15 protein-coding genes are annotated in these 17,697 nt (G+C 70.8%); 7 read left to right on the top strand and 8 right to left on the bottom strand.

Going from position 1 to position 17,697, the window contains the following annotated elements; translation table 11 throughout:
• The first annotated feature begins 177 nt into the window (after positions 1–177).
• Entirely contained in the window at positions 178–819 is a 642-nt protein-coding gene (locus STRIP9103_RS16780; RefSeq protein ID WP_100243929.1) for a S1 family peptidase, read from the top strand.
• 189 nt (positions 820–1,008) lie between these two features.
• Here STRIP9103_RS16780 and STRIP9103_RS16785 read toward each other — a convergent pair whose 3' ends face one another.
• Positions 1,009–1,434 carry an Hsp20/alpha crystallin family protein gene (locus tag STRIP9103_RS16785; RefSeq protein ID WP_048820417.1) on the bottom strand — a complete coding sequence of 142 codons (426 nt, stop codon included), beginning with the start codon at positions 1,432–1,434 and terminating at the stop codon, positions 1,009–1,011.
• A 251-nt stretch (positions 1,435–1,685) separates the two neighbouring features.
• Between STRIP9103_RS16785 and STRIP9103_RS16790 the strand changes: the two genes are divergently transcribed.
• On the top strand, positions 1,686–1,988 hold the full coding sequence (locus STRIP9103_RS16790; protein WP_009313236.1) for a hypothetical protein: 303 nt from the start codon (positions 1,686–1,688) through the stop codon (positions 1,986–1,988).
• Positions 1,989–2,084: 96 nt separating this feature from the next.
• Here STRIP9103_RS16790 and STRIP9103_RS16795 read toward each other — a convergent pair whose 3' ends face one another.
• Positions 2,085–3,035: a GlxA family transcriptional regulator gene (locus STRIP9103_RS16795; RefSeq protein WP_009313250.1), complete on the bottom strand. Its 951-nt coding sequence runs from the start codon at positions 3,033–3,035 to the stop codon at positions 2,085–2,087.
• Between the two features lie 230 nt (positions 3,036–3,265).
• On the opposite strand from STRIP9103_RS16795, the gene STRIP9103_RS16800 reads away from it, so the two are divergent.
• From STRIP9103_RS16800 to STRIP9103_RS16810, 3 genes are all read left to right on the top strand, one after another.
• Positions 3,266–3,814 (top strand): hypothetical protein, encoded by a 549-nt coding sequence (locus STRIP9103_RS16800; protein ID WP_009313253.1) that lies wholly within the window; start codon positions 3,266–3,268, stop codon positions 3,812–3,814.
• Positions 3,815–3,872: 58 nt separating this feature from the next.
• Positions 3,873–4,391 (top strand): hypothetical protein, encoded by a 519-nt coding sequence (locus tag STRIP9103_RS16805; protein WP_009313240.1) that lies wholly within the window; start codon positions 3,873–3,875, stop codon positions 4,389–4,391.
• A gap of 182 nt (positions 4,392–4,573) precedes the next feature.
• Positions 4,574–5,368, top strand: a complete 795-nt coding sequence (locus tag STRIP9103_RS16810) for a hypothetical protein (RefSeq protein ID WP_009313245.1) — start codon at positions 4,574–4,576, stop codon at positions 5,366–5,368.
• Positions 5,369–5,474: 106 nt separating this feature from the next.
• Here STRIP9103_RS16810 and STRIP9103_RS16815 read toward each other — a convergent pair whose 3' ends face one another.
• Together STRIP9103_RS16815 and STRIP9103_RS16820 are read right to left on the bottom strand one after the other, a co-directional pair.
• Positions 5,475–6,944 (bottom strand): MFS transporter, encoded by a 1,470-nt coding sequence (locus STRIP9103_RS16815; protein WP_009313235.1) that lies wholly within the window; start codon positions 6,942–6,944, stop codon positions 5,475–5,477.
• A gap of 158 nt (positions 6,945–7,102) precedes the next feature.
• A complete protein-coding gene (locus tag STRIP9103_RS16820; protein WP_078613936.1) occupies positions 7,103–8,443 on the bottom strand; it encodes a DUF445 domain-containing protein in 1,341 nt (446 codons plus the stop codon).
• Between the two features lie 215 nt (positions 8,444–8,658).
• Between STRIP9103_RS16820 and STRIP9103_RS16825 the strand changes: the two genes are divergently transcribed.
• Positions 8,659–9,984 carry an SGNH/GDSL hydrolase family protein gene (locus tag STRIP9103_RS16825; RefSeq protein ID WP_009313232.1) on the top strand — a complete coding sequence of 442 codons (1,326 nt, stop codon included), beginning with the start codon at positions 8,659–8,661 and terminating at the stop codon, positions 9,982–9,984.
• A 134-nt stretch (positions 9,985–10,118) separates the two neighbouring features.
• On the opposite strand, the gene STRIP9103_RS16830 is transcribed toward STRIP9103_RS16825, so the two are convergent.
• The 4 genes from STRIP9103_RS16830 to STRIP9103_RS16845 form a co-directional block, all read right to left on the bottom strand.
• Positions 10,119–10,952, bottom strand: a complete 834-nt coding sequence (locus STRIP9103_RS16830) for a DUF1707 SHOCT-like domain-containing protein (RefSeq protein ID WP_009313241.1) — start codon at positions 10,950–10,952, stop codon at positions 10,119–10,121.
• 112 nt (positions 10,953–11,064) lie between these two features.
• The gene (locus STRIP9103_RS16835) at positions 11,065–12,093 is read right to left on the bottom strand and encodes an ABC transporter ATP-binding protein (RefSeq protein ID WP_009313274.1); all 1,029 of its coding nucleotides are present in this window, start codon (positions 12,091–12,093) and stop codon (positions 11,065–11,067) included.
• 6 nt (positions 12,094–12,099) lie between these two features.
• A complete protein-coding gene (locus tag STRIP9103_RS16840; protein ID WP_048820424.1) occupies positions 12,100–12,915 on the bottom strand; it encodes an ABC transporter permease in 816 nt (271 codons plus the stop codon).
• A 220-nt stretch (positions 12,916–13,135) separates the two neighbouring features.
• Complete coding sequence (locus tag STRIP9103_RS16845; RefSeq protein ID WP_009313262.1) at positions 13,136–13,936, bottom strand: ABC transporter permease; 801 nt, start codon at positions 13,934–13,936, stop codon at positions 13,136–13,138.
• Positions 13,937–15,028: 1,092 nt separating this feature from the next.
• On the opposite strand from STRIP9103_RS16845, the gene STRIP9103_RS16850 reads away from it, so the two are divergent.
• Positions 15,029–17,668: a transglycosylase domain-containing protein gene (locus STRIP9103_RS16850; protein WP_411572416.1), complete on the top strand. Its 2,640-nt coding sequence runs from the start codon at positions 15,029–15,031 to the stop codon at positions 17,666–17,668.
• Positions 17,669–17,697: the final 29 nt, after the last annotated feature.

The following is a 17,697-nucleotide window of genomic DNA, read 5'->3' on the forward strand; positions in this document are numbered from 1 at the left end:
GTCGGTGCTTCATGGCGACCGAAAGGTTCATCGAAATATCCCTTTTGCCACGCATGGGCGGCTTCGGGGGGCTCCGGAATGGCCTCATGGGGGAAGTGACCCGGTCCCGCTCTCCGCGAGAGTCGGTGTTCGTCAGGACATGTGAGGGCTCATGAGGGCTGAGGAGTGTGGTTCGTCGTGGGGCAGCGGCAGGGGATTGTGGTGGCTGCGGCCGTCGTCGCGTTGGGGGCGTCGTTCGCGGTGCCTTCGGCCGCGCATGCGATCGGGGGCGGGCAGGCCGTCGAGGTGGCGCCCTGGGCCGTGCAGGTCTACAACAACGGGCAGTTCGCCTGTACGGGGACGATGTTGACCGATCGGTGGGTGCTGACCGCCGCGCACTGCTACCAGGACCGGCCGGGGAAGATGACCGTGCGGGTCGGTGACGTACGGATCGGGCACGGGGTCAAGGTCGCGGTGGCGAAGACGCGGTGGAAGGACGACGTGGCGCTGTTCCGGCTGGGCCGGGCCGTCAAGGCGCCGCATGTACGGCTCGGCCGTACCGACCCGCCGAAGGGGGCCGTGGTCGGCATCTACGGGTACGGCGACTGGAAGAAGCCGAAGAACCTGCGTACGGCGACCAACCGGGTCACCTCCGTCAAGGCCGATCCGATCATCGGGCGGTCCATCTGGACGAAGAGGCTCAGCGGGGTGGTCGAGCCCGGTGACTCCGGGGGGCCGGCGTTCTACCGGGGCAGGCAGGTCGGGGTGCTGTTCGGGCCGGATCAGTACAGCAGTGTCGCCTCGCATCGGGGGTGGATCAGGAGTGTGAGCGGGGTTTGACGGCGCGGGGCCCTGTCCCACCCCCTGAACCAGGGGCTGCCGCTGAACCAGGGGCTGCCGCCCCTTCGACCCCGCTTCCCTTGGGGCTGCCGCCCTCAGCCCCCCGCCGGGATGAGCGGGGGGCTGGGTGAGTTGGTGCGTGCGGGTTGCGTGTGGTTGCTCGCGCGGTTCCCCGCGCCCCTGAGCGGCTCAGCGGTTGAGTTGCTTCTGGTCGCCGGGGCCGCCGGTGATCTGGATCTTGCGGGGCTTGGCCTGCTCGGCGACGGGGATGCGGAGAGTGAGGACGCCGGCCTCGTAGGAGGCGTCGACGCGGTCGACGTCGAGGGTGTCGCCGAGGAAGAGCTGGCGGGTGAACGTACCCGTGGGGCGCTCGGCGGCGATCAGTTCGGCGCCGTCGGGGGCCGGGGAACGGCGCTCCGCGCGGACGTTCAGCACGTTCCGCTCGACGTCCAGGTCGATGCTCTCCGGGTCCACGCCGGGGAGGTCGAAGTGGACGATGAAGTCGTCACCGGACCGATAGGCGTCCATCGGCATGACGGCCGGCCGGGCGCTGGAGCCGAACACCTGCTGCGCGAGTCGGTCGAACTCGCGGAAGGGGTCGGTACGCATGAGCATCACGGGTCACTCCTCTCATCAGACGCTGGATGCGATGCCCTGTGATTCCGATGGGATGCCTGGGGTGCCCTTCCAAGGTCCAGGGTTCCTCTCCGGGGTTCCTCCCCAGGTTTCCCTACGGCTTCTTATATAACTCGCCGGAGGAAACTTGACAAGCCCCGGCTCATGTTTGGGGAGCAGCTGCGCCGAAGGTAAGGATTGGGCTCGGGCCCGGCAGTCACGGACGGGCCGGTACTGGCAAGGAGGCAGCGATGGCGAAGGTTCCCACGGCGGCGGTGGCCGCGAGCGGGCTCATCGGTGGGTACGGCGTGGCCCGCTGGACCAAGAAGCGGCAGCTCGGCGGGGTCGTGTTGGCCGCCGCCGGGGCCGCGGCGGCTCAGCAGTGGCAGCGCGCCGCCGGCGGGAAGGCCGCGGGGGCACTGACCGCCGGGTATGTGGCCGCGTTCGCCGGGTCGCATCCGCTGGCCAAGAAGGTGGGGGCGTGGCCTGCGGTGTTCGGGGTGGCCGGGGCGGTCGCGCTGGCGTCCTGGGTGGTGGCGGACCGTAGGGGGTGATGCTCCCGCGCCGGGTGCCGGGTGCGGGCAATGCCGGATGCGCCGGGTGCGAGGGGGCGCCGGGTGCGTGGGGCGACGCGGTGCGCCAGGTACCCCCTACACCCCCCGAAACGCCCTCCGGTACGCGTGTGGGCTCGTGCCCACCACCCTCTTGAAGCGGTCGCGGAACGCCGTCGGGGAGCCGAAGCCCGCCTGGGTCGCGATGCGTTCGACCGTGTGGTCGGTGGACTCCAGGAGGTGTTGGGCCCGGCGGACACGGGCACGGTGCAGCCACTGGAGAGGGGTCGTGCCCGTCTGCTCGCGGAAGCGGCGGTTCAGCGTGCGGGCGCTGGTGCCCGCCTGGGCGGCGATGTCGTCCAGGGTCAGGTCCCGCTCGACGTTCTCCTCCAGCCAGCGCAGCAGGGGCTCCATCGTGGCGCCGGCGGGAGCCGGTGGCTGGTCCTGGACGATGAACTGGGCCTGGCCGCCCTCCCGTTCCAGCGGCATCACACACATCCGCGCGGTGAACGCCGCCACCGCAGAGCCATGGTCCTTGCGGATCATGTGCAGGCACATGTCCATCGCCGCGGCGGCGCCCGCCGAGGTCAGGAACTGGCCGTTGTCGACGTAGAGGACGTTCGGGTCGACCGTCACCCTCGGGTGTCTCGCGGCCAGATCCGGCGCGGCGATCCAGTGGGTCGTGGCGCGCAACCCGTCCAGCAGCCCGGTGGCCGCGAAGATGAACGCGCCTACGCAGATCGAGGCGATCCGCGTACCGTTCGCCGCCGCCGCGTGCAGCGCCTCCGCCACGCCCGGCGGCAACGGGAGGGTCGGGTCGGCCGTCCCCGGCAGGATGATCGTGTCCGCCTCGGCCAGCGCCTCCAGCCCGTACGGCGCCCGTACGCTGAACGGCCCCGCCCGCACCTCCCCCTCCCCCGCCGCCGAGCACACCCGCACCCGGTACGCCTCCCGCCCGTCCGGCAGCCGGGCCCACCCGAAGGTGTCGATGGGGGCCGACATGTCGAAGGGGATCACGTCGTCGAGCGCCAATACGGCCACGGTGTGCATGGCGAGAGCGTAGGGCTACGCCGGGTTCCCGCCAAGCAGACACCGGGTTCCCGCCGGCCGACGCCACGTCCACGCACGCCGCCTCGATCCACGTACGTCGCCTCGATCCACGTACGTCGCCTCGGTCCATGTACGCCGTCTCACCAGCCGCGGGAATCTGGCGACAATCCGTTGCCCCTTGGCAATCCCGCCACTCCCGCGCCCCCTCCCCACCCCCCTACCGTCCCACCGTGACCAAGTTGCTCCTTTCCCTTCACGTCCTCGCCGCGATCGTCGCCGTCGGGCCCATCACCGTCGCGGCCAGCATGTTCCCGCCGAGCGCGCGCAAGGCGTTGGCCGAGCCCGGTAGTGAGCGGGCGGTGTCGGCCGTACGGCTGCTGCACCGGATCTGCCGGGTGTACGGCGGTGTCGGCATCGCCGTACCGGTTCTCGGGTTCGCCACGGCGATGAGCATGGGGGTACTGAACGACGCCTGGCTGATCGTGTCGATGCTGCTCACCGCACTGGCCGCCATCGTCCTGCTGGCCCTCGTGCTGCCCCGGCAGGAGGAGATCCTGGAGGGCGTCGGCAGCGCTTCCCTCAGCGCTTCCCTTAGCGCCTCCCCAGCCGGGGCGTCTCCGGTCGGCGGCTCCTCAACCGATGGCTCCCCAGCCGCCGCCTCTTCCGTCAACCCCAAGGTCACCGTCCAACTCGCCATGTTCACCGGCGTGTTCAACCTCCTGTGGGCGACCGTCACGGTGCTGATGATCGTTCGGCCCGGTTCCACCACGGGGGCCTGACCTCCCACAACGGGGGGCTGCCTTCCCTCGGGTGTCCGGGTGGGTGCATGATCCGGCCATGTATGAACAGCAGCCGCCCTCGCAGGCCTCCCCGGCCGCCCAGGCCTATCTCGCCTCCGTGGCCGCCCGTCTCGCCGCCGACGAATGCCGTACCTGGTGGGAGGACTGGGCCGGAGTGCCCGTGCTCGTCGGGCGCCGGGCCGACTTCAAGTGGAAATGGATGGCGACGAAGCTGCACCTGTTCACGGTGGCGGCGGCCCTCCCCGAGATAACCATCCCGACGATCGAGGCCTTCACCGACCAGGTGCTGACGTACGCGAAGAAGACCAAGGGCGGTATGCCGGCCGGGCTGCAGAGCGGCATCGCCGCGTTCCCCGTGCTGGTCAGCGACCGGGTGGACCCGGCGGCCGTACGGTGGGCGGAGGCCCAGCAGCGCCAGAAGTGGGCCTGTATGGCCCGTCCCGTCGTGGTCGACAGCGCTCAGCAGTACGTCGGCACCTATCGCGGCACCCCGGCCATCGGCCTCATCTACTCCTCGTACTTCGAACAGAAGGCCATGCGCTACTTCTACGGCTGACCCCGGAGGGCGGCACTCCGGTACGGCCGGCCCCGGGGCCGCACCACCAGGGCGGCGCTACCGGGGCTGCGCTACCGGGGCTGCGCTCCGGCCGGACCATGACCTGCGGCCGTATTCCGTGAACCGGCCTCCGGCGGGACACTGCTGGCGGCGCGCCAGTGGTCGGTCGGGGAGGACGAGCGGTGGAGAGTGTTGTTGTCCTGTCGTTGCTGCCGGTCGCGGTCGTCGCGGCCGTCGTGATCAGACAGTTGTTGCTGTACCCCGTCCGATGGGGTGACTGGCGCTACGCCTTCGGCTCCGAACACGCCGAGAAGCGGCGGGAGTTGCACGAGGTCCGGCTGCGCAGGCGTGACGTGGAGCGGAACAGCCGCCGGAAGATCGCCCAGGCCAAGACCCGCGTCACCGGCGTCGAGCAGGAGGGGCGGCAGCAGGTTCAGGCGCTGGAGCGGGAACGGAAGGAACTGCTGCGCGAGGTCATCGGCGAACAGCGCGGCAGGCTGGGCGAGCTGGTGCTGTACGAACACGCGCTGCATTTCATGGGCACGACGCAGGACGGGCAGGAGGTCCTTGAGGAGCCCCGTCTGAAACTGCCGCTGCAGGGGCTCAAGGCCAAGGCCGTCCTGAGCGGCGATCCCAGTTTCATCCGGGTGACCTGGCCGAAGGGCAGGCAGAGCGCCGAGTATCCACGGCACGACAAGAGGGAGGTCGAGAGCTTCGCCAACCAGATCTACACCGAGGTCCTGCGCGACGCCGAGTACCGCGAGAACCGGGAACGGCAGGCCGCGGACATCGAGGCCCGGATCCAGAAGATCCAGACGGAGACGGCCCAGCGCAAGGCGGAGCGGGAACGCGAGCGCGACGAACTGATCAAGGCCCTGCACCCCAACCGCCGGCAGGCCGAGGCGGACTGGACGGCCGCCTGCGCCGTCTGGCAGGGGCACACGCGCCGACGCCCCGGGTGGCTATGGCGCTGGTGACGCCACCGGGGCTCGTGACCCGCACCGCCCGCGACCGCCCCACTCGTACGACCGTCCCACTGGTACTCGTACTCCTGCTCGTACTCGTACTCGTACTCGGCGATACCTACGTGGCCGCCTTCGCCGACAGCGGCTGGGCGATGTCCTCCAGCGAGCGGCGCTCCGCCCGTACCGCGAGGAACGCCGCCACGAGGCCCGCCGCGCACATCAGCGACGCGCCGATCTGGAAGGCGAGGACGGTGTCGGCGACGACGCCCGACTCGGTGAGGTCGGCGAAGATCAGGGGGCCGCTGATGCCGCCGGCGGCGGTGCCGAGGGCGTAGAAGAAGGCGATGGCCATTGCCCTGGTCTCCATGGGGAAGACCTCCGAGACGGTGAGATACGCGCTGGACGCCCCGGCCGAGGCGAAGAACAGCACCACGCACCAGCAGGCCGTGAGCGTCACGGCGTCGAGCGAACCCCGGTCGAACAGATAGGCGGTCCCGAAGAGCAGCACACCCGACAGCAGATACGTCGACGAGATCATCACCCGGCGGCCGACCGTGTCGAAGAGCTTGCCGAGCAGGAGCGGGCCGAGGAAGTTGCCGGCGGCGATGAAGGCGAAGTAGTAGCCGGTGTCGGAGGTCGGGACGTCGTAGAACGTGGTGAGGATCGCGCCGAAGCCGAAGGTGATCGCGTTGTAGAGGAAGGCCTGGCCGATGAAGAGGGAGAAGCCGAGGACCGCGCGGGGGCGGTAGTGGGAGAAGACGGTACGGGCGATGGCGCCGAAGCCGACGCTCTCGCGCTGGTGGATGGTGATCTCATGGGTGGCGGGCGGCAGTCGGCGGCCCGTCTCCGTCCCGACCTGTTCCTCCACGTCCGCCACCAGCCGTTCGGCCTCCTGTTCCCTGCCGTGGATCAGCAGCCAGCGGGGGCTCTCGGGGACGTTCCGGCGGACGAGAAGGATCACCAGACCCAGGACGACACCGAGGGCGAAGGTCAGCCGCCAGCCGACGTTCACCGGGAAGATGTCCGTGTTCAACGCGACGATCGACAGCAGCGAGCCGCCGATCGCGCCGAGCCAGAAGCTGCCGTTGATGACGATGTCGACGCGGCCCCGGTACCTGGCCGGGATCAGCTCGTCGATCGCGGAGTTGATGGCCGCGTACTCGCCGCCGATGCCCAAGCCGGTGAGGAAACGGAAGAGGAAGAACCACCAGGAGGATAAGGAGACGGCGGTCAGGGCGGTGGCCCCGAGATAGACGGCCAGCGTCACCATGAACAGCTTCTTGCGGCCGAAGCGGTCGGTGAGATGGCCGAAGAAGAGGGCGCCCGCGCAGGCGCCGGCCACATACAGCGCCGCCGCGAGGCCGGTGACCTGGGCGGAGCTGATCGACAGCCCGCTGCCCTCCTCGGCGAGCCGTCCGGCGATGTTGCCGACGACGGTCACTTCCAGACCGTCGAGGATCCATACCGTGCCGAGTCCGATCACCACCGTCCAGTGCCAGCGTGACCAGGGAAGACGGTCCAGTCGTGCGGGTACGGCGGTGGTGACGGCCCCGGGCGGCCGGGGGGACTTGCGGGCGGTGACGGACATGGGCTGCGGCTCCCTCCTCGTCGAGCTCACCGAGCGAACCCGATCCGGGTGCCCGCACGAGCGGGGAGTACGCCCGGCGCCGGCCGAACCACCCGTATGCCCTACGCCCGCATCACTCCCCCGCGCCAAGCCCGGGGCCGACCCCGGGGACCGCCGCCCTACCCCCCGAGCGCCCGCGACACCGTGTAGATCAGCAACCCGGCCAGCGAACCCACCACCGTGCCGTTGATGCGGATGAACTGGAGGTCGCGGCCGATGTTGGCCTCGATCTTCCTCGTCGTGTGCTCGGGGTCCCAGCTCGCGACCGTCTCGGTGATGAGGGAGGTGATCTCCTTGCGGTACGTGGTGACGACGTGGACGGCGGCGCCCTCCAGCCACCGGTCGACCTTGGCCTGGGTGATCGGCTCGTCGGCCATGCGGGCGCCCAGGGACAGCAGGGAGGAACGGACGCGCAGCCGCAGCTCGCTGCGCTCGTCCTCGGCGGCGGCCACGATCATGGAGCGTACGGCCGTCCAGGCGGAGGCGATGAGGTCCTGGACCTCACCGCGACCGAGGACCTCACCCTTCAGCCGCTCCACACGCGCGCGGGTGTCGGTGTCGGACTGGAGGTCGGTGGCGAAGTCGGTGAGGAAGCGGTCGAGGGCGCCACGAGCCGGATGGGTCGGCGAGTCGCGCATCTCGGTGACGAAACGGAGCAGCTCCTTGTAGACCCGCTCGCCGATCCTCCGGTCGACGAAACGGGGGGTCCAGCCGGGGGCGCCGCCCTCGACGGCGTCCATGACCTGGTCGTCGTGGAGGATCAGCCAGTTCTGGGCGCGGGCGCAGATCAGATCCACGGCCCGGGTGTGGCCGCCGTCCTGGACGACCTTCTCCAGCATCTTGCCGATGCCGGGCGCGATCTCCTGGCTGCCCGCCCGCCGGGTGATCGCCTCCCCGACGACGGCCTGGACGTCCGAGTCGCGCAGCACCGTCAGGGCGCCGCGCAGCGCCGTCGCCAGTTCGGCCGTCACCCGGTCGGCGTTCTGCGGCTCGGCGAGCCAGACGCCGAGCCGGCTGCCGATGCCGACGGCACGCAGCCGCATGCGTACGACGTCCTCGGAGAGGAAGTTCTCACCGACGAACTCACCCAGTGTGACTCCGAGCTGGTCCTTCTTGTTGGGGATGATCGCGGTGTGCGGGATCGGCAGCCCGAGCGGGTGCCGGAACAGCGCGGTCACGGCGAACCAGTCGGCCAGCGCGCCCACCATGCCCGCCTCCGCCGCCGCCGCGACATACTCCGCCCATGCCCCGGCGCCCGCGTGCGAGGCCGACTTGGCCAGCACGTACACCACCGCCACGAAGAGCAACAGGGCCGCCGCGGTCAGCTTCATCCGCCGTACGCCCCGCTGCTTCTCCTCGTCGGCGGGGCTGAAGGAGGTCATGGTGCGGTGCGACACCTGAGGGGCGGTCGGGGCGGGCCGCCCGTGCGCGCCGCCCTCTTCCAGTTCAGTCCGGTCCATTCACTCCATCCGTTCCTGTCCCCCGTACACATTGTCCCTTTCTCCGTCTTCTTCATCTCTCAGTGACCTACTCCTGGAACGGAACAGGAGTTCCCCGCGTCTGTCCGGGCGGGGGAACCAATGGGGGTTCTCACCAGCAACCCCCATCCCATGCCGCATCATGGGGTGATCACGTCGGAGCCCCGGGCTCCATTGCCCGAGGAGCTGCACACCGCATGACCAAGCATCACGGTTATGCACTGTTGGCGGCGATCGTCACCCTTGTCGTGGCCATCTCGGCCGCCATATACATCGGCGTCGGCATCGACGACGGCACCCAGCGGCAGGAGACGTTCACCCGGGCGCCCCGCAACAGCGCCGCTCCCGCCTCCGCCGGTGTCTGGGTGAGCGCCTGGTCGGCCTCGCCGAGCGGGTCGGAGGCGGGCACCGAGCGCAACGGGTTCGCGGGCCGCTCCATCCGCAACGTCGTGCACACCTCGGTGGGCGGGACGAGCGCGCGCGTCACCCTCTCCAACCTCTACGGCCAGCAGCCGCTGACCATCACCCACGCCTCCCTCGCGGTCGCCGCCACGGCGAACACCCCGGCCGCCGCGGCCGACACCATGCGCCGCCTCACCTTCGGCGGCCGGACGAGCGTGGTCATCGCCGCGGGGCAGCAGGTGGTCAGCGACGCCGTACGGGTGAGCATTCCGCACGACGGCGACGTCCTCGTCACCACCTACTCCCCCACCCCCTCCGGCCCCGCCACGTACCACGCGCACGCCCGGCAGATCTCGTACACCGCCGAGGGCGACCGGACCACCGACGTCACCGGGACGCCGTACACCACGCAGTCCCTGCACTGGCGCTACGTCACCGCCCTGGACGTGCTGAGCAACGAGTCCGACGGCACGGTCGTCGTCCTCGGCGACTCCCTCACCGACGGCATCACCTCGACCGTCGGCGAGAACAGACGCTGGACGGACGTCCTGTCCGACCGCCTCCGCTCCGCCGCCGGCTCCTCCGACACGCCCCGCTACAGCGTCGTCAACCAGGGCATCAGCGGCAACCAGGTCCTCGCCGGCGGCCGGGGCCGGCCCGCCGACAACCCCAGCGGCCTCTCCCGCTTCGACCGCGACGTGCTCTCGCGTACGGGCGTCAAGGCCGTCGTCATCGACCTCGGCGTCAACGACATCCTCAAGAACCGCGGCCAGGCCGACCCCGACGCCATCGTCACCGGCCTGCGCGAACTCGTCACCCGCGCCCACGCCCGCGGCCTCCGCGTCGTCGGCACCACCCTCATGCCGTTCTACGGCCACCGCGGCTACTCCGACCAGCGCGAATCCGTCCGCCAGGCCATCAACACCCGCATACGCTCGGGCCAGGTCTTCGACGCCTACGCCGACTTCGACAAGGCCCTACGGGACCCGTACGACCCCCGCCGTCTGCGCGCCGACTACGACTCGGGGGACCATCTGCACCCGAGCGACAGGGGGTACGCGCGGATGGGGGAGGTCTTTGACCCAAGCGCGTTGAAGGGCGCGGCTCCGGCGGAACTGTAGGGAGGCGGCTCCGACAGAGCTGTGGGCAAACGGCTTTCGCGGAGCTGTAGGCAAACGGCTCCCGGGAGCTGTGGGGAGCTTGGCTCCGGCAGAGCCGTGGGGAGGCGGCTCCGGCGGCGCTGCTGGGAGCGGCCTCATTGCTCCCGCCGCCGTCCCCGCTCCTCCCGCATGGCCTCCCGATGCTCCCGCATCGCGTCACGGTGCGCGTCATGCAGTTCGTGCAGATGGCCCCGGCGGGACGCGTGCAGTTCCCGGCGCGCCTCACGACGCTCCAGCCTCTCCTGCCGCCGGGCCTCCTTGAGCCGTTGCCGCTCCGCCTTCGGCATCTTCCGTTCGACGCCGACGCCGCCCCAGAACGCGAAGCCGGTGATGATGACGCGCGGGGCCCCGGGATCGCCCGGCACACCCTCCTCGCTGTGGTCGAAGCCGCCCATGATGCCGATCCCCCGGACGACGACCTCGACGCCGGGCGGCACGATGACGTTCACGCCGCCCATGATGGCCACGCAGTTGATGGTGACCTCGCGTTCGGCGAAGTACGCGTCCCGCAGGTCCAGTTCGCCGCCGCCCCAGAACGCGAAGCAGTCGAACCGCTTGGGCACGGTCCAGCGCCCCTTGCGTTCGAAGCCGGACATGACGGCGACGCCCCACGTGGACGTGCCCTCGCCGCCGACGATCCGCTCGGGCCAACTCGCGTTCCCCTCGGGCCGCTTCACCAGGGAGACGGACGGGGACGGCACGACGGACGGTGGAGCGACGGCCCCGGCGCCCGGCAAGTCCCGGGTGATGGGCGCGAGTTCGCCGTACGTCCGCGACTTGTACGTCGCCTCCAGCCGCTCCTCGAACTCCTCCATGTCGAGCCGCCCCTCGGCGAGGGCGTCCCGCAGTTGCTCGGCGACTCGCTCACGATCGGCGTCCGAGGCCCGAAGATCCGCGGCGGCCGGAAGGTCCGGAAGGTCGTCCGTCATACGAATCAGCGTACGAGGAACACCCGCGCCGGGCTACGAGACGGCCGGACTCGCCCCGACGAGTTGCCCCGGCTACGGGACGGCCCTGCCCCGTCCCGGCGACACTCCCCGGCTACGGGACGGCCTGCCCCGGCTCCTCCACCCGCTCCGACTGCTGGGCGTACATCTGCGCGATCACGGCCTCGATGTCCGGCTCCCGCACCGACAGGTCCACCAGCGGATACTCCGACGCGATCCGCGCCACCAGCGGCGCCGCCGACTCCGACGCGGGGAACGCCAGCCACTGCCGGGGCCCCTCGACCCGTACGACACGGGCGGGCGCGGCCTCGATCGGCGGCAGCTCCCGCTCCAGGTCGACGACGAGGGTCCGCTCGCTCTCGCCCACCTCGTGCAGCCCGGTCAGCGGACCGTCGTACATCAGGCGGCCGTGGTCGATGACCATCACCCGGCGGCACAGTTGCTCGATGTCCTGGAGGTCGTGGGTGGTGAGCAACACAGTCGTGCCGCGTTCGGTGTTGAGGTCCTTGAGGAACGCACGGACCTTGGCCTTGCTGATGACGTCGAGCCCGATCGTCGGCTCGTCCAGATACAGCACCTCGGGGTCGTGCAGCAGGGCCGCGGCGATGTCGCCGCGCATGCGCTGGCCGAGCGACAGCTGCCGTACGGGGACGTCCAGCAGGGCGTCCAGTTCGAGGAGTTCGACGCAGCGGTCGAGGTTCTCGCGGTAACGGGCGTCGGGGATGCGGTACATGCGGTGCATCAGCCGGTAGGAGTCGATGAGGGGGAGGTCCCACCACAGCGTCGTACGTTGCCCGAAGACGACGCCGATGCGGCGGGCGAGCCGGGTCCGCTCGCGGGACGGGTCGATGCCGGCGACCCGCAGCCGGCCCCCGCTGGGCGTCAGGATGCCGGTCAGCATCTTGATGGTGGTGGACTTCCCGGCGCCGTTCGGCCCGATGTAGCCGACCATCTCGCCGCGCGGCACGGTGAAGGAGATCGAGTCGACGGCCCGCACCTCGCGCCGCTCCCGCCGCAGGAATCCGGTCTTCTTTCGGACGTCGAAGACCTTCTCCACGCGGTCGAGTTCGATGAACCGGTCGTTCATGTCTCCAGGAGGGTTGTTCCCCGGACGGTTGTTCATGGCTTCCTAACTCCCCGTACTCCGATACGAACGCAGCCCCGCCCGCCACGCCAGCCCCGCCAACGCGCAGCAGGCGATGGCCACCAGAGGTGGTGCGAAGGCGACCCAGGTCGGCAGGTCGAGGGGGTAGGGGCGGCCCAGGACGTACAGGCCGGGCACCCAGTTGACGAAGGCGAGCGGCAGGACGAAGGTGACGCCGCGCAGCAGGTCCTTGGCGAAGAGGCCCGGCGGATACTGCAGGAGGGTGGCGCCGCCGTACGTGAAGGCGTTCTGCACCTCGGAGGCGTCCTGGGCGACGAACTGGAAGGCGGCGCCGCCGACGAAGACCGCCGCGAAGATGAGGCCGCCGCCGGCCACCATCAGCGGGAGCATCAGCATCTTGGCCGGGGTCCAGGTGAGGTCGAGCGTGGCCAGGGCGTAGCCGAGGACCAGCAGCCCCTGGGTGACGCGGCCGAGGCGGCGCAGGGCGAACTTGTCGGCGGCGACCTGGGCGAGGACCGGGACGGGGCGGACGAGGAGGGTGTCGAGTGTGCCGTCGCGGACCCGGCGGCCGAGCCGGTCCATGGAGCCGATCATCAGGTCCGCGAGGCCGAAGGCGATGGCGGAGGTGCCGTACAGGAGGGCGATCTCGGGGAGGGCGTAGCCGCCGAGTTCGTCGACCTGGGAGAACATCAGCAGGATCGCGAGGAAGTCGAAGGAGGTCGCCGCGAAGTTGCCGAAGGCGGTCATGGCGAAGGAGGCGCGGTAGGCCATCGTGGAGCGGATCCACATGGCGGCGATCATGCGGTAGGCGCGCAGACCGTCCCGTACGCGGCTGTACACGCCGTACTCGCCGAACGGGTCCTCGGCGGCCGTGGCCGTGGCCTGGGTGGGCCGGGGGGCCGGAGTGGTCCGGGTCGCCGGTACGGCCGGGCTTGCGTCGCGTGCGTCGCGCGCGCCGCGTTCATCGGCTTGGTCGCGTTCGTCACATTCATCGCGTCCGCCGCGTTCAATGCGTTCATCGCGCGCGCTGCGTTCATCGCGTTCGTTGCGTTCGTTGAGGTCAACCACCCTGCACCACGACCTTTCGTGTCGCCGCCGACTGGATCAGCCGGCCGACCGCCAGCAGCGCCACCGCCCAGCCGGCCTGGAAGGCGAACGTGCCCAACGGGTCGGCCTCGCCGAGGAGTACGTCGGCGGGGGCCTGGAGCAGCGCGGACCAGGGCAGGACGCGGGCGAGGTCGCCGAGGGCGCCGGGGAAGACGTTCAGCGGCAGGAGCATCCCGGAGAAGAAGACGCCGGTGAGCCACGTGATCTGCATCGCTCCGGCGCCGTCGAGGAGCCAGAACGCCCACAGGGCGACGATGTATCGGATCGCGAAGCTGACCAGGGCCCCCAGGGCGACGGCGACGAGGCAGGCGAGCCAGGGCAGCGGGCCGGAGGGCAGGGCCAGGTCGAAGAAGAGGGCGCCGCACACCATGGGGACCACGCCGCGTCCGAGCAGTTGGAACAGGGCGCGGCCCATGTCGGCGGCGAGCCACCAGAGCTGGAGGTCGGCGGGGCGGTACAGGTCGACCGCGATGTCGCCGGTGCGGATGCGCTCGATCAGCTCCTCCTCGAAGCCGACGCTTCCCAGCACCATGACCGCGAACATCGCCTGGCCGACCCAGACATAGGTGAGCGCCTGCGCCTGGTCGTAACCGCCGAGGTGAGGCTTCTCGTGCCAGAGGGCCATGTAGGTGTATGCGAGGATGAAGCCGAAGACGGTGTTGGTGAACACCCCCGCCGCGGTGGCCACCCGATATGTCGCGTACCGCCTGAAACCACCGGCGGCGACGGCGGCGTACAACCGCCCTGTGCCCACGAGGAAACCCCCATCCGCTGCGAAGAATTAGGCGAGAGGCCGAGGTCGAGCCCGTTCCGGGCCGAAGCACACGAGCCTAGTCCGCGGCCGGATCGGTGTGCCATGTGTTTTCGGGTGGGGTGGAGGGGGCTCACGGGGGCATGCGGGGCGCGTGCCCCGACCCGGGAACGGATCGGCCGGTACGAGAGTCTTTAGTCAGGGGTGTCAGAACCTGCCCGGAGCAGGCGCAAAGCGTACGAGGCCGTACGGAAATGAACGTACGACGCGAAACAGGAGCACGGCAGCACGATGAGCGACGAGCCGCAGCCGAAGCGGAACAGCCCGGGCTGGGCACCGAGAGATCCGGAGCCCCCTGCTCCGGGCGCAACCCCGGAACCCGGCACCCACGCCACCACGGGAAAGCCCGACGGAACCCCTGAGGCGACCCCCGACGGAACGCCCGACGGCCAGACCAACTCGGCGCCCGGCAATCCCGGCTCGGCGAGCGGGGGAAGGCCCGGCGGAACGCCTGAGGCGGCGCCCGGCGGGGAGCCCGGTGGAAAGCCGAGCTCGACGCCCGGCCCGGCGACCGGCGGAACGCCCGGCTCGGCAGCCGGAGAGAGGCCCGGCGGAGCGCCCAGTTCAACGACTGGCGAGCCCGGCACGGCGAGCGGCGGGGAGCCTGGCGGGAAGCCCGGCTCGGCGCCCAGCGGAAGGCCCGGCTCGGCGGCCGGAGAGAGGCCCGGCGGTGCGCCCAGTTCGACGACCGGCGAGCCCGGCTCGATGACCGGAGGGAGGCCCGGCGGAACGCCCGGCTCGGCGAGCGGGGGGAGGCCCGGCGGAACGCCTGAGGCGGCGTCCGGCGGGGAGGCCGGTGGGAAGCCCGGCTCGGCGGCCAGCGGAGCGCCCGGCTCGACGACCGGCGGAACGCCTAGCTCGGCGGTCCGTGGGAAGCCTGAGGCGGCGTCCGGGGGAAGGCCCGGCGGGGCGCCCGGTTCGGCTGCCGGGGGAACGCCCGGCTCGGTACCCGGCGCGAGGGCCGGTGGGCCCGGCTCGGCGGCTGCCCGGACGTCCGGCGCGGCAGCCGCCCCCATGCACGACGCGGAGCACACCATGACGCTTGGTGTCACGCGCGCCGGGAAGCCCGGTTCGGCGGGCGGTGGGAAGCCCCACGCGGGACCCTCCCGAACGCCTGGCGGGGCGCCCGGCGCGGCCGGGGGTGGGGCTTCGGCCGCCGTGCCCGGCGCGGCGGCCCGTGGCGTGCGTGACGTCGAGCACACCATGACGCTTGGTGTCACACGCCCCGGGGCGGGCGGTGGGAAGGCCGGCCGGGTGGCCGGTGGCGCCCCCGCCGGGGAGGCCGGTGGCGCATCGGGCGCCGCCGCTGCCGTTGTGCCCGATGTCACTCCCGAACCGGCTGTCGCGGGGCGCAAGGGGAAGAAGGGGAAGCGGCCCAAACGGACCGGGTGGAGGCGGCTGATTCCCACCTGGCGCATGGTGCTCGGTGCCTTCGTCATCGGGATCATGTTGGTGATGGGCGCCTTCGCCCTCGGCTACAACCTGGTCCACATCCCCAAGCCGCAGGACGCCGCGACCAAGCAGTCCAACGTGTACCTGTACGCCGACGGCACCCAGATCGCCCGTGACGGCGAGGTCAACCGCGAGAACGTACCGCTGTCGAAGGTCTCCAAGGCCGCCCAGCACGCCGTACTGGCCGCCGAGGACCGCGACTTCTACACCGAGTCCGCCGTCGACCCCAAGGCCATGATCCGCGCCGCCTGGAACACCGCGACCGGCAAGGGCAAGCAGTCCGGCTCGACGATCACCCAGCAGTACGTGAAGAACTACTACCTGGCCCAGGACCAGACCGTCACCCGCAAGGTGAAGGAGTTCTTCATCGCCATCAAGCTGGACCGCGAGGTCACCAAGGACGAGATCCTGGAGGGCTACCTCAACACCAGCTTCTTCGGCCGCAACGCGTACGGCATCCAGGCCGCCGCCCAGGCCTACTACGGCGTCGACGCCGATGAACTCACCGCCCAGCAGGGCGCCTACCTCGCCGCACTGGTCAACGCGCCGAGCATGTACGACGTCGTCGCCCACCCCGAGAACAAGGCCGCGGCCGTCGCCCGCTGGAACTACGTCCTCGACGGCATGGTCAAGGAGGGCTGGCTCACGCAGTCCGAGCGCTCCGGCATGAAGTTCCCGACGCCGAAGCAGACCACCACGTCCTCCGCCTACTCCGGCCAGCGCGGCTACCTGGTCGAGGCCATCAAGTCGTACCTCTACGACCACAAGATCATCGACGAGGAGGCGCTGGAGAACGGCGGTGGCTACCGCATCACCACCACCATCCAGCCCAAGATGCAGAAGGCGTTCATCAAGGCCGTCAACGACAACCTGATGGACAAGCTGGACAAGAAGAACCGCAAGGCCGACAACTACGTCCGCGCGGGCGGCGCCTCCATCGACCCCAAGACCGGCAAGGTCATCGCGATGTACGGCGGCATCGACTACACCAAGCAGTACGTCAACAACGCCACCCGCCGCGACTACCAGGTCGGCTCCACCTTCAAGCCCTTCGTGTTCACCGCCGCCGTGGAGAACAACTCCAACACCCAGAGCGGCCAGGCCATCACCCCGAACACCATCTACGACGGCACCAACGAGCGCCCGGTGGTCGGCTGGCCCGGCGAGACGTACGCCCCCGAGAACGAGGACTACGTCAACTACGGCAACATCACCGTCCGCCAGGCCACCGACAAGTCCGTCAACTCGGTGTACGCGCAGATGGCCGTGGACGTCGGCCCCGAGAAGGTCGAGAAGACCGCGATCGACCTCGGCGTGCCCAAGAGCACCCCGGACATGAACCCGTACCCGTCCATCGCCCTCGGCACCGCCACCGCCAGCGTCCTCGACATGGCGGAGGCGTACGCCACCCTCGCCAACCACGGCGAGCACGGCACGTACACCATGATCGAGAAGATCTCGAAGGACGGCGAGGCCATCAAGCTGCCCTCCACGGAGCCGCAGCAAGCCGTCAGCCGCCAGGCCGCCGACACCACCACCTCCGTCCTGCAGAGCGTCGTCGAGGGCGGCACCGCCACCGCCGCCCAGGCCTCCGGCCACCCGGCCGCCGGCAAGACCGGTACCGCCGAGGAGGACCAGGCCGCCTGGTTCGCCGGCTACACCCCCGACCTCGCCACCGTCGTCTCCGTCATGGGCCAGGACCCCAAGACCGGCGCCCACAAGCCCCTGTACGGCGCCATGGGCCTGCCCCGCATCAACGGCGGCGGCGCGCCCACGGAGATCTGGGCCCAGTTCACCAAGGACGCCCTGAAGGGCAAGAAGGTCAAGGACTTCGACCTGGAGCTCCAGGAGGGCGCCGACGTGGTCGTCGTCCCGCCGAGCACCCCCGCCGAGGAGCCCGGCGCCACCGGCGACGAGGAGGACGACGCCACCACCACCGGCGGCACCCCCACCGACGGCGCGACGGACGGCGGCACGGACGACAGCACGACCACCGGCGGCACCCCGACCGACTCGGGCGGCACGACCACCGGCGGTACGACGACGGACGGCGGCACCACGTCGACGGGCGGTACGACGACCGACGGCGGAACGTCGTCGACCGGCGGCACGACGACCGACGGCGGCGCCACCTCGACCGGAGGTGCGACAGCCGACGGCGGAACGGCGGACGGCGGCGGAGCCGCGACAGGAGGCGGGGGGTCGGCGGGGACGTTCCCCTAGCACCCTGAGCGCGCGGCGGCCGATCACTC

The sequence above is a fragment of the Streptomyces ipomoeae 91-03 genome (assembly GCF_000317595.1).
Lineage (GTDB): Bacteria > Actinomycetota > Actinomycetes > Streptomycetales > Streptomycetaceae > Streptomyces > Streptomyces ipomoeae.

Bases quoted from the DNA above. Each gene is read 5' to 3' on its own strand.
- STRIP9103_RS16785 (WP_048820417.1), bottom strand. From the start codon at position 1,434: ATGCTCATGCGTACCGACCCCTTCCGCGAGTTCGACCGACTCGCGCAG.
- STRIP9103_RS16790 (WP_009313236.1), top strand. From the start codon at position 1,686: ATGGCGAAGGTTCCCACGGCGGCGGTGGCCGCGAGCGGGCTCATCGGT.
- STRIP9103_RS16795 (WP_009313250.1), bottom strand. From the start codon at position 3,035: ATGCACACCGTGGCCGTATTGGCGCTCGACGACGTGATCCCCTTCGAC.
- STRIP9103_RS16805 (WP_009313240.1), top strand. From the start codon at position 3,873: ATGTATGAACAGCAGCCGCCCTCGCAGGCCTCCCCGGCCGCCCAGGCC.
- STRIP9103_RS16815 (WP_009313235.1), bottom strand. From the start codon at position 6,944: ATGTCCGTCACCGCCCGCAAGTCCCCCCGGCCGCCCGGGGCCGTCACC.
- STRIP9103_RS16820 (WP_078613936.1), bottom strand. From the start codon at position 8,443: ATGGACCGGACTGAACTGGAAGAGGGCGGCGCGCACGGGCGGCCCGCC.
- STRIP9103_RS16825 (WP_009313232.1), top strand. From the start codon at position 8,659: ATGACCAAGCATCACGGTTATGCACTGTTGGCGGCGATCGTCACCCTT.
- STRIP9103_RS16830 (WP_009313241.1), bottom strand. From the start codon at position 10,952: ATGACGGACGACCTTCCGGACCTTCCGGCCGCCGCGGATCTTCGGGCC.
- STRIP9103_RS16835 (WP_009313274.1), bottom strand. From the start codon at position 12,093: ATGAACAACCGTCCGGGGAACAACCCTCCTGGAGACATGAACGACCGG.
- STRIP9103_RS16850 (WP_411572416.1), top strand. From the start codon at position 15,029: ATGACGCTTGGTGTCACGCGCGCCGGGAAGCCCGGTTCGGCGGGCGGT.